The sequence below is a fragment of the Heliophilum fasciatum genome (assembly GCF_004341395.1).
In the GTDB taxonomy this organism is placed as follows: domain Bacteria; phylum Bacillota; class Desulfitobacteriia; order Heliobacteriales; family Heliobacteriaceae; genus Heliophilum; species Heliophilum fasciatum.
This window is the reverse complement of the sequence record NZ_SLXT01000006.1, coordinates 38,174-50,994: the sequence shown is the minus strand read 5'-3', so window position 1 is coordinate 50,994 and position 12,821 is coordinate 38,174. Positions and strand designations below refer to the sequence as shown.

The 12,821-nt window shown below is 47.0% G+C and carries 6 protein-coding genes; 2 read left to right on the top strand and 4 right to left on the bottom strand.

The features are described 5' to 3' along the window. Positions 1 to 166 precede the first annotated feature (166 nt). Complete coding sequence (locus tag EDD73_RS04500) at positions 167 to 355, top strand: hypothetical protein (protein ID WP_131918585.1); 189 nt, start codon at positions 167 to 169, stop codon at positions 353 to 355. A gap of 39 nt (positions 356 to 394) precedes the next feature. Here the strand turns inward: EDD73_RS04500 and EDD73_RS04495 are convergent, their stop codons facing one another. From EDD73_RS04495 to EDD73_RS04480, 4 genes are all read right to left on the bottom strand, one after another. Next, positions 395 to 2,080: an ATP-binding protein gene (locus tag EDD73_RS04495; RefSeq protein ID WP_131918584.1), complete on the bottom strand. Its 1,686-nt coding sequence runs from the start codon at positions 2,078 to 2,080 to the stop codon at positions 395 to 397. Between the two features lie 333 nt (positions 2,081 to 2,413). Beyond that, positions 2,414 to 2,890, bottom strand: coding sequence for a glutathione peroxidase (locus tag EDD73_RS04490; protein WP_131918583.1), 477 nt, complete (start codon positions 2,888 to 2,890; stop codon positions 2,414 to 2,416). Positions 2,891 to 3,142: 252 nt separating this feature from the next. Then, complete coding sequence (gene msrB, locus EDD73_RS04485; RefSeq protein ID WP_131918582.1) at positions 3,143 to 4,111, bottom strand: peptide-methionine (R)-S-oxide reductase MsrB; 969 nt, start codon at positions 4,109 to 4,111, stop codon at positions 3,143 to 3,145. Between the two features lie 266 nt (positions 4,112 to 4,377). Further along, positions 4,378 to 11,583, bottom strand: a complete 7,206-nt coding sequence (locus EDD73_RS04480; protein ID WP_131918581.1) for an Ig-like domain-containing protein — start codon at positions 11,581 to 11,583, stop codon at positions 4,378 to 4,380. 459 nt (positions 11,584 to 12,042) lie between these two features. Between EDD73_RS04480 and EDD73_RS04475 the strand changes: the two genes are divergently transcribed. Beyond that, on the top strand, positions 12,043 to 12,438 hold the full coding sequence (locus EDD73_RS04475) for a hypothetical protein (RefSeq protein ID WP_131918580.1): 396 nt from the start codon (positions 12,043 to 12,045) through the stop codon (positions 12,436 to 12,438). Positions 12,439 to 12,821 lie beyond the last annotated feature (383 nt).

Genomic DNA, 12,821 nt, shown 5'->3' with positions numbered 1-12,821 from the left:
AACCTCGCTCTCTTCCATGTCTTTCATCAATCTTTCCTAGCAACATTATACTGCACAATCTTGCTTCCAACCAACAATCACCCGCTGCGGTTGTTTTTTATACGTGCCTGCATGATCACGAACCGGGTGAGTAACACTACTGTTAGCTTGGAAAGGAGGGGTATCAATGACCAAAGGAAAAGGCGTGACCGTCAAAGGAGCCCATAACGTGATTTCCCATCCCAGCAAGGATCCGCTGATCCCAACGCCCGATCATCCCGATCCGAACCAACATCCCGAACATGCGCACGCGACGCCGGTGACCCAAATTGAAGGGGTTAAGGCCCGGGATCAACATGGTGTTGTCAAAGGTTAAGGTTGAACAAAAACGCCCTGGCACCAGTTGCCGGGGCGTTTAGATATCCAATAATTTATATACTTGGTTCACGTCATTCCGTCGAAGCACAATCCGGTCGACCAATCCCCGCGCCTGCAGTGTGTTGAGTAGCTGCCGCGCATGATTCACGGTGCGCTTCATGCGATCGGCCAGTTCTTGCGGCGTAAGGCTTTTGCGGTTATAGATCATCTCCAGGGCTCTTCGTTCATCGAAGGTCATGCTGCTCCATTCCGAACGAATCATCAGCTTCATGCGTTCTTGATGCCGGTTGCGACGCTGCTCCGCGTAATTTTGCAAGCGGACTTCCACTCGGCCTTCTTTAACTTCAAAAGTCGGTGCAGGCAGGATCGCCTGTTCCATTTCCAGCCGGACGCGTTTGAGCGATGCTTTAGGAAGGATCGCTCGCATAACCAGTTTTAAGGTATGGGCCAACGCCGGATTGCGCCAGCTTTGCGTCTCATAAAGATTCGCTTCATCCACAATCCCGGGAAAAAGGCCGGGGCTGATGATCGTCATGGCATCGCTGTACATACTTACGTAAATAGGCTCCCTCTGTTGATACGCTGCGTGCTGCAAGGCATTAGTGACGAGTGCCACATAGGCCGTATGCGGATATTCGGGCACCGTAATAAAGCGCCCTTTGATGGGATGAATTGCACAAAATACGCGCAATCGGTCACGAATAAGTTCTACCGTCGTATCCAGCACATGCGGTAAAGAACCATGGATCTGCTGTTCATATACCGGCAGCGCTTCATCGTCTTCCCGCTTGCTGCTATACTGGCGAAACACGATAACCGGACCGGAGTGATACTTTTGCGGATTTTTCGCCAGTAAAAGTACACCGGTATAGTTAAGTTCCCAGCCTTCCGGTGTTGCATGGGCAACACCACAACGGCATAACTGCTCAACGAGATGGACTTCCGGCAACTCGGCTTCGGGTTCGGGCTTGGAACGGATTTCTCCGTTTTCCGGCTGACTCCCGAAGGACTTCGTGCCTTCAGTAGCCATCCACCTATAAATCTCATCCAAGGAGTCGTCAAATCCGTCCTTAGGGCCATCGGTTTCATCGCTTGCCTGCTGATCATGTGATGCAAGCGACGCTTTGGCTAACTCATCCAGCGCATGTTGCAAACGCGCCACGATGTTTGGATCGAGATCTTCTTCTCTGCATTCCGGACACCCTTGGGCCATCCTGGCCCGTTCGACGATGTCTTTAGCAAGGCGCGATTGTTGCTCTTCCGTTAATGCAATGTTTTGTGCACCCACCCGCAAAAAAACAAGCCCTGCTTGGTTGCGGTGAATTTCGGTTGCTCCCGCCACGTGGATCTGTAACACCTGTTCGGGGCTATCGATGCTTTCGGCACTTTCGATGCTTTCGGTGCTTTCGGTGCTTTCGATACTTTCGATGCTTTGATCGATCCTTACCCAGTGCGTTTGAGCCTGAACCGGTGGAAAGCAACAGCTTATGCTTTTTTCCAGCCAAGCTTCCATCTGCGCAGCGTCTTGACCTTTGAATCCTTCGTATTGACCATCCTTGATCCCAACTACGATGGTTCCTCCGCCAGCATTGGCCATTCCCATCATGGTATCGGCCAGTTCAAGTTCAGATAGGGCTGCTGATTGCATCGTAAAGCTTTGATTGTCAGCCTCCGTGAGGAACTGCTTTTCGAAGGGTGGATGGAGGTTCATGGACAATTCCATTTGCCATACCCCCGCCCGCACGATCTTGTGTAGCTTCGTTAGTACTACTCACAATGCTTCAATTGTGATCTATCTATACATCCATGCGCTAATCGATGCAGTTCCCCCATTTGCGTTGGCAGTGTTTCACTGATAAGGGCACCTCACCTTCGCTAGTTTTTCAAAAATATTCAAATCTTCGCTATATTTCTTCGATAATCACCAGCGAAGAACCTTCTTTCCTTCACAAATGGATTTATTATATAAAAAAACTGCTGCATCAACAGCAGATTTTGAGAACAAGCAAACAGTTTTCTTATCTTTTGATCGCCATTTTGCAAATCACAAAGCAGCTTACAGCAATGCTTTGATCTCGGCTTCCATTTCTTCCGGGGTCACCGTAGGAGCAAAACGTTTGACCACACGCCCTTGACGGTCAACCATAAACTTGGTGAAGTTCCACTTGATGGCTTCCGTTTGCAAAAAGCCCGGTGCTTCTTTGACCAAATACTTATAAAGTGGATGGGCGTCAGGACCATTTACGTCGATTTTATCGAACAGTTGGAAAGTGACGCCAAAGTTGATTTGGCAGAAGCTTTCGATTTCGTCGTTCGTCCCCGGTTCTTGATTCATGAACTGATTACAGGGAAATCCTAAAATCTCGAAACCGGCTTCGTTGTATTGCTCATAGAGTTTCTGTAGCCCTTTGTACTGTGATGTAAAACCGCAATGACTGGCCGTATTCACAATGATTAACACCTTGCCACGATAGTCTGCTAGGGGCTTTTCCTTACCGGCTATGGTTTTTGCTGTGAAATCATAGACGCTCATTCGTTTCCTCCTTGCCAACTAAGTTGTTTCACCATGATGTTTGTCATGATTATACACTACGATGTTTCGTCACAATTATTACACTACGATGTTTCATCAAGATTGTTTTACTACGATTTTCACCACGATGTTCTTGTTTACTAACAACATGAAAAGTCCTAGGACTATTATTCAATAAAAATAGTCTTTTTCCTCTTTTTTGTAAGTGCAAAATCGCAAATTTTACTATCGCCGACTGCGCTTGCTGATTTTTTACTTGGAAAACAAGCGCAGATACTCACGGTACCCCTCTTTTTCCAAGTCCTCTTTCGGAATGAAGCGCAATGCCGCCGAGTTAATGCAATAGCGCTTGCCAGTCGGCGCCGGTCCATCATCAAAGACATGACCGAGATGGGAATCGCCGGCACGGCTGCGCACTTCGGTACGAATCATGAAATGACTGAAATCCCGTTTGGTTTTGATATTCTCCGGTTCTAAGGGCTGACTAAAACTGGGCCAGCCACAGCCGGAATCGAATTTGTCATGAGAGGTAAACAGGGGCTCTCCGGAAACGATATCGACGTAGATCCCTTCGGCAAGATGATCCCAATAGGCATTGGCAAAAGGCGGCTCGGTGCCGTTGTTTTGCGTGACTTCATACTGCATCTTGGTGAGTGTCTCTTTGAGCCGTTTTTTATCGGGCACCGATGGACGCCGGCGCCAGTGATGCTCCAAAAAAGCGTCTCGACCGGAGCCTTGCCGGTAACGGCTGTAGTGGAGCTTATTTTTTTGATAAAACTGTTGGTGATACTCTTCGGCGGGGTAAAAAGGCCCTGCCGGCACGATAAGGGTTACGATGGGTTTGTCAAAGCGCCCGCTGGCTTCCAGCGCCTTTTTCGAGGCTTCTGCGAGTTTTCGCTGCTCTTCCGTGTGATAAAAGATGGCGGTGCGATAGGAATCACCGCGGTCGTGGAACTGGCCGCCTGGATCGGTGGGGTCGATTTGTTGCCAGAAAAGATCAAGCAGCTGTTGATAAGAATAGATAGCGGGATTGAACGTGATTTGGACGGCTTCGAAATGGCCGGTTGTATCAGAACAAACTTCTTGATAGGTGGGGTTTTCGGTATGTCCACCAGTGTAGCCGGAGACGACCTTGATGATGCCTGATGTTTTTTCAAACGGGGCGACCATGCACCAGAAACATCCGCCGGCAAAGGTGGCTAGTTCTGTTGTTGGCGTCATGCTTAACTCCTCCTTTGGTTCTTTTGGCTTCGGTTCTTTGGACTTCGGTTTTTGGGCTTCGGCTTTTTTGTTGTACTAAGCCAGTATTCTCTGCATCAAGCTAAAATTTGCACATAGCGCTGGGGTTTCTTATTTATGTTTCATGATGGTTTTATGTGAACGGTGGTTTTTTGTACTAACGGTAGGGTATAAACGGTAGAAAAAAGCGACCGGAAGAAATCTCCCGATCGCTTTTTTTCATTGATTCATCCCGGAAAGCGCATTGTTTACCACGTATCTCTCGTAATGTAGCGCTTCCATTCTTCTCCTGAATCACTCCGCACGGAAATATGACTTTGCGAAGCTTCTTCGATGTGATTAATCGCCCAGTGATTCGCGGGCACGTCATCCCATCGGTATGCAGGAACATTAAACAGGGGGCCCCGCTCCATGACACGGTTGATGATCGCCACTGTTTCGGAGCGTGTAATCGGTTGATCCGGACGGTAACTGCCATCGGGGTAACCCATTAAATAGTTGGAGCGATAAGCGCTTTCAATATAGCCTTCTGCCCAATGCCCCTGGGTATCGGAAAACTGCACCGTCTCATTGGTAGTTGCCGGTATTTGTTTGTACCGTACCAGCGTTGTGGCCATTTCGGCTCGTGTTATCGGTCGTTCTGGCCCAAAGTTTCCGGTTTCATAGCCTTCCATGATGCCCTTGTCTCGTAGCAACTCGATGTATTGGGCGGCCCAATGGTCCGCCGCGACATCTTGATAGGAAACAACAGGGAGCTTGGGATTATCCGCCTGAATCAAGCGGGCGAGCATGCCGGCGACTTCGGCTCGGGTGATGGAACGATCGGCACGGAATGTTCCGTCTTCATAACCACGGATATACAAATAGTGTCCCAATTCTGCCGATTGGCCCGACTCCGTTGTGGTTGGTTGGTTAACTCCCGTCGGTTGCAGACTGCCTTTTCGTATGAGCAGCAAGTCAGCAAACTGTGCCATTGTTTTGCCGGTTCGTAAGATGCCGTTTTCAAAGACGCTGTCACCGACCAAAGAATTCCAGGTGGTTTTTTCGTTGCGGCTGTCATAGACCACATAGCCGTCTTTTTCAGCTACTACGTAGTAGTCGGAGTTCGCAAAGACGAACCATCCGTATAAGCCGTCAACTTTGGTTGTTTGGGGATTGCTTTGATCGACGCGGAAGTTGGTCAGAACAGGCAGTTCTACTTTTTGATCGATCGGTCGATTGTTCGTTTGATTACGGCTTGTGTTGGCCCAGTACAGGCTAACAGTAGCATCAGCGAGCAGCGCCTTGGTATTGGCATCTTTGACACGACCATGAGGATAGAACATTTCGATGGAGCTATAATCTTTGTTCTCGATGGTCACATGAATGATGGGACCGGGTACGGTTTCACCATTGCTTCCTTTGGCGTTGATCTCGATTTCCAGTACGCCGTTCGGCGCTTTGACGATAATAATATCACCGGTGGTTTTGTCGATGGTGACTTGAACAGGGTACCCTTGCGGAGCATTGATCACGGGAACGATATCCCACTCGGGCTGCTTGGGTATGGTTACATTGTCCACTTCCGCTGCCGGAATGCGGATCTCATCCATTCCCCAGGGGTCGCCGCCACCGCCGTCGCCGCCGCTATTGGTTATCGGGGTCATTTCGAAATCATAATTCATAATGGTATTACCAATATGAATGATTCCATTTTGAATGTAACTGTCATCGGTTAGATTACCTACATTGCGTCCTTCTTTACGGCTGTCGTAGTTTTCGTAACCGTCTTTAGTAGCGGTGATGTAGTAATCTCCGTTAGGGAAGACCATCCACGCATAGTAGCCTGCGTTATCTGTGGATTGTGGGTTTTGGTTATCGTTGGTGGCCCATGGATGATCGGGGAATTGAGGAAGTTCCCCAGGCATGCGACCAGATAAACCGTTAAGCGGGGTAGCCGCCCAATGCAATTTGAGCTGAACGCCCGGGATAACTTGTTTTGTTTTGCGATCCCTCACAGTTCCAAAGGGGTCGATGAGTATCGTCTGGACCGCTAATTCTCCATCTACTTCTGTGACAGTTATTTTCATTTTTTGTCCAGCTAGTGTTTGATCGCCCGATTGAAAGGTTAAGATAGCGTCATAGGTTCCTGGCGCGAGGTCATCCACATCCACCAGGAAGTTACCTCTTTCATCACGTGTAGCAGTCTTTTTCTCTTCTTGCCCATTCAAAATTTTCAGCGTGAATCCCGAGGTATTGGTAATCTTTCTAGCTGAGGTGGTGGATCCTTTATCCATTTGATACAGTTGGAAGCTTAGTCTTTTCGTCGCGGTGAATATCTCATTTTTAGCCCCTGTGATTTTACCAACCGGTGCAATTTGATTAGTTTCCACGTCCACCGGGATTATATTGCCATCTTGGGTTATGTGTTGCGTGTATCGAACAGTCACATCATAATCAGTGTTGCTCCAAGGTACGACCACGTAGTAATTGCCATTTCCGTCTGTTTGTACGGTTTTTTGGAATCCATCTGTACTGACAATTACTGTCGCATTTGGTACGATTGTTCCTTTATTATTATCGCGAACACTACCCCGAACCGACGGTGGATAGAACTTTACAAAGACGCTTTCTTGGGCATAAGCGCTGTTGCTCGGATCGGCAGCCGTTACAACAATTTCACCTAGAACAGGATCAGTAGTACCGCTGCGATCCTTAGCCGTCAATGTGATTTCGACTTCGCCATTTGCATCGGTAATGGCTTCCGTGCTACCTAACGTAGCGAGGGAAAGATCTGTAAGCGCGAATGTTACTTTAATATTCTCTAACGGGACTCCAGCTTGTGTTTTTACGATTGCCTTCAACGTAGATGTTGATACGCCATCACCAACAATTTCCGGAGGGTTTGCACTGAGTGTCATTTTCGCGCCGGTTGTTGTAAAGCTCCAGCTTTCATTATCGGTAATCCCTGCGTAGGAATTGTTTAATCCGTCAACAAAAGCACCGGCTGCAATGTGCACATAATATTCAGTTAAGGGTTTTAGTATTCCATTTGGATTAACTGTGACCTGCTTGCCCCCGCCATCAATACTGACCCGTGGGTCACCTATCGGAATACTTTCAAAAAGGGAGTCACTAGACGCAGCATAGATTTCGATGTTCCCGTTCACTGCCGTTACCGGTCGATTAAAGGTCATCGTCAAGTTCGTGTCCATGCTAACATCGGTGGCATTATCAACGGGAGTGAATGTTGCTGTCAGTGCTGATGTGTCAGCGGTAGTAAAATTCCAACTGGTATTATCAGCGATTCCAGCATAGGCATTGCCCGCATCGTCAACAAAGGCTCCTGCATCAATCTGCACGTAGTATTTGGTCAACCCTTCCAGATTTCCATTCGGGTTAATCGTCACTTGCGTACCGTTAGGGCTGATGCTGACCCGCTTGTTGTCATCTACAGAGATACTTTCAAATAAGCTGCCATCATCCTGCTTATAAATCGCGATCGTCTTGCCGGGTTCGGCTGTCACCGCTTCATTGAAAGTGATAACCAAATCGGTCGTTACACTGACATTGGTTGCGTTATCGGGCGGGCTGAATTCTGGCGTCGGAGCCTTGCTATCGGCTGTAGTAAAATTCCATGTAGTTTTGTCATCAATACCGCTGTAAGGGTTATTGGCCCCGTCGACAAAAGCACCAGCTTCTACTTGCACATAGTATCTCGTTAAGCTATCAAGCGGGTTACTTAAAGTGACGGTGAACTTCGTTTCGTTATCACTGATAACGACTTGGCTGCTGTCTACAAAAATGCTTTCCGCTAGGTCGTCATTGGATGCTTGATAGATCTTGATGGTCTTATTGGGTACGGCCGTTACTGCTTCATTAAACGTCATGACCAGGTCGGTCGTCACAGGCACATTGGTCGATTCATCGACCGGCGTGAAGGTTGCGGTTGGGGCACCCACATCGGCCGTGGTAAAACTCCAACTCGTTTTGTCATTAATGCCGATGTAGGAATTGTTTGAGTCGTCTTCAAAAGCACCCGCTTCAATCTGCACATAATATTCCGTAGAGCTATTCAGCGGGTCACTCAGTTTAACGGTTACCTTCGTTTTGTCATCACTAATGACAACTTGATCGTCATTCACAGGAATGCTTTCCACTAATTTGTCATTAGATGATTGATAGATCTTGATGGTCTTGTTAGGTACGGCCGTTACTGCTTCATTAAAGGTGATGTTCAAGTCCGTCGTTACACTGACGCCGGTCGAGTTATCTTCTGGACTGAACGTCGCCGTCGGAGCCGCCCCGTCGCCGGTGGTAAAGCTCCAACTGGTGTTATCAGCGATGCCGCTGTAGGGATTGTTCGAGTCATCTTCAAAAGCGCCCGCTTCAATCTGCACATAATATTCCGTAAAGCTGTTCAGCGGGTCACTCAGGGTAACGGTTACTTTCGTTTTAGTATCGTCAATGGCAACTTGACTGTCATTCACAGAAATGCTTTCCACTAGGTTGTTATTGGATGCTTGATAGATCTTAATGGTCTTGTTGGGTACGGTTGTTACTGCTTCATTGAAGGTGATGACCAGATCGGTCGTCACAGGTACATCAGTTGCGTCATCAGCCGGTGTGAAGGTTGCCGTCGGGGCGTTTACATCGGCCGTGGTAAAACTCCAACTCGTTTTGTCATTAATGCCGCTATAGGGGTTGTTAGCCCTGTCCGCAAAAGCGTCAGCGTCAACCTGCACGTAGTATTCGGTCAAACTGCGTAATGGATCTGTTAGGGTGATGGTCACGATTGTTCCGTTATCGCTGATGACAACCTGACTGTCATCAGCATGGATACTTTCCACCAAATCGTCATTGGATGCTTTGTAGATGTTGATCGTCTTATCGGGTTTGGCTGTCACTGCTTCATTAAACGTCATGACCAATTTGGTCGTTACACTGACACCGGTTGAGTTATCCGCCGGCGTAAAGGTTGCCGTTGGAGCGTTTTCGTCACCTGTCGTAAAATTCCAGCTTGTTTTATCGGCGATGCCGCCATAAGGGTTGTTCGCTCCGTCAATAAATGCCCCGGCTTCAATCTTTACATAGTATTCGGTCAGGTCTTCCATCGTATTGTCCGGGTTAATCGTCACGACCTTGTCGTTGACGGTGACACGTGCATCTTCCAACGTAATGCTTTCTAAGAGTTCGTCATTGGATGCTTTGTAGATTGCTATGGTCTTGCCGCTCACGGCATTGACTGCTTTGTCAAAGGTCATAACCAGATTCGTATCTACGCTGACATCAGTCGAGTCATCCAGCGGATTGAACGTCGCTTCCGGGCGCCTGTCGACTGTCACCGTTCCTGGCGGTGCAGGTACATTATCGGTATTGATGACACCATCCGGCAAGGTTCCGAAGGTACCGTCAAAGACATAATCGCCCGCCACTGTGCCGTTATAGGCTGGCTTGGAATCGGCACTCCAGGTGATGGGTACATCGATCGTGCTGCCATTCGATAAGGTGACTTTTACCGTTGTGCCCAGTTTTGTTTTTGCCGTATCGATGGGTGTTCCATTAGGCACCGTTATTGCCGCCGGTGCTGTGCTGATCATTTTGGAAGGTTGAAAGCCGACTGCGGCAGCTTGGCCGTTGTCATTGTTGGGGATGTTCAGTGTCTGCGTAAGATCACCGGTTGTCCGGGTATAGTTGGAACTGACATCGCCGACTTTAACTTCCACCGGGCCGGGAACGACTGTGACCGAATAATTACCTTCTGCATCAGTCGTTACCGTCTTGGGACCGTCGGCGTCCGTAATGGTGATCTCAATTCCAGGTAAGCCCTCTTCAGAAGGATCTTGTTTCCCGTCTCCGTTAGCGTCAATAAAGAGATTACCGGTTACTTTATTGACAATCGTAATCGTTAGAAACAGCGGTTCGCCGGGGAAATTGGTCCATGAATCAATGCCTACATTATCACCGAATCCGCCGGAAAAGGCGTGCGCACCATTGCTGCTATCTACACCATTGGCGGCATTCAATGGTACGGGGGCTGTCCCGCCTCCGGAAAGGTCAATGGGGGTGCCGTTAGCTGTATAATAAAATTCGTCATTATAATAGATCGTTGTTGCTGAATACCCCTCTGGGTAAGACTTTGGAGCGTTTTCTAATGAAATTTTAATGCCATTTTCTGCGTTTTCCACATCGAGCATGGGAAAATGGTATTCTCCGCCCCGTATGACCAAGCGGGCTTGATAGGTTCCGGAAGGAACATTCTTTCGATTTTTATCTTTGCCGTTCCACGGGACGACGGTTGTCCCCAATAAGGAGTAGTTTTCCAACACTACATCTCTTGTTGCGTCAAACTTACCGTCAGGCCCACCAGTGCCTGCGCTATCAGTAGTATCGATAATTAATTGATATGTCCCTGAACTATTTTCTGTCTCGCTTTTTGTTTCGAATTGAAACACTCCGCCTTTACCGACAATGGCCGGTTCTGCAAGTGCCTGATCGTTAACAAAAGTGAGATTCGACGATGTAGGCGGCGGTGTTGCTGTTGTCGGGACATCGAGCGGCAAATCATTACTCGGTTTATTAAGAAATACGCGATGGGTAATATTCGGCGCTATATCCTTATCACTCGGATATAAAAAATCGAGATTATCGCTGGGATTATAATTATCCTCGCTTATTATCCTCGAGTGGTACAGGGTCGCACCATTGGTCTTGTCTATGTAACCACGGTTATTTGAATAAAAGATAAACACTTGGGGATCGATACCGTTTAAATCTGTTAGATATTGATAGCCGTCTTTCGTTAGCACATAAACCTTCGAGTTAAGTTTAGAACCTGCCTTGCCCATGTTAATGGCGATATACCAAGCAAAGGTACGCCCCGGTTTTGTAGTTCCTGCGCTATCTCGAACCGTTATATCCCAAGCCGCGATTCCCGATCCTTGAGATGCTAAATCAGGGAATGCATTGTGTTCTGTTTTAGGCGGGCTTCCTGTACCTTTTGCATGAAACTCAACCTTCCACCATCCCGTTTCTGTTACTTCAATCTTATGGGGATTGTACCCGCCGGGATTAGGCAAGGGGCCATTTTGCTCCTGTGCAAGAGTTCCGATAAATCCAGTACCGTTATTGATAACATCAAAGACGTGGGTTGTATTCGTCGGACTCGTTACCACAATATCTTTTGAGTCGCTGGAATCGGAAACACTGGAACCCAAATATATGGTTTCCCCCGCCTTCGCATAGACATTGAAGGTCGTCTGTCGCGTAATTTCAGTTCCAGCTAATTTTTGAGATGTCCATTCGATAAATGGCCGATTCCCTCCATACTGGTTTAACTCCTTACTACCTTCAGCGTACGCATAATTAGTAGCTCCGGCAATTGCCGTCAGAAATATAAACAAACTAGCTACGAAGACTTGGATGAAACGATTCCTTTGCCGAATCCGTTTTTGCAGGAAACGGGATACCAACATTCAACACCTCCTGAAAATTTTTGACCTGCACCCAGGACAAGGAACATCATTATATATTGTGGACAAGACGCTCAGCTTCATTTCGTAAATATCGAAAACATTCCTAACCCAGGCGCGTTTTTAACTGAATCAATCGTTCCACATACCTCCCCCCGCATCCTAGTGATTCTATCGATTCCTACACCTGGTTAATTACTATTTATTGCAAGAGCACAAACTGGGCAAACCACAACCTATGCATCTAAAAAGCAGGTATAATTTTGGCAATTAAACATATAATTATTATACGTTCTCCCTTATCAAGGATACAAGCCCAATCAATTTTTAAATAGAATTTATCTTACGGTCTAGAACCTAATCTTTAAGTTCTTTGTTTATTACCTATTCTCTTTTTATGTATTTCAACCCTTGTTTTTCGCAGGATTACTCTTGTTAATCTATCAATTTGGAGGCGTCCCTATGAGTCACAAATCCAGTCATTGGATTGAGCAGCTTTTATTAAAAGATCATTCAGAAAAGCGCAAAGCCGGTCGTGGCGTGATGTGCCGTGCCAGTAGGACCGGCCGGGTTCGGTCCATGCGCACACCCCTGGATCTATTATCCAAAGAAGAACGTCGCAAATATAAACGCCCCAGCCCCGTCAGTGTTTACTATTTAAATGATTCCATGGCCTCATTTGACGAATTTGATAAAATGGACACAATACAACAACGCTCCTACCTCAATAAATGGAGAGCGCGTTGTTCCGATGCCTATATTTATCGCGATTGGGGCCTTACAGTTGTCGCTTTTTATTGCATACTTGAAGCACTTGACTTACCACGCAAAAGGAATTCATCGAAGCAACGCCGTTGATAGTGTTTGTATTTTATTTTTTGCTATATTTACAGGATATACTCTCCATCAATACGATTATTTTAGCCAATTACCAATTGGATGTCAATTCCAGTGTCCTTATTGAACACTTCTTTGCTCAGATACAGGACCAAATTTATTAATCAATGAACATCTACTTCTAATATTAAATATAGTGTATTTAGTATCGTTACGAAATCTCTGTATTATCTTTAAAGCTCCAGCAAATCGACAAATCGTCATAACGTATAGTGGTTTTTACTTTTTGTCAAAAAGACCACGCTCAAAAAAAGATACGTATCCGTCAGACTGGATTGACATCGGGTAAACCGAAGATTAGACTAAAATCAAGGCATGAAGCCCTACCACAAGAAGAAAATCGC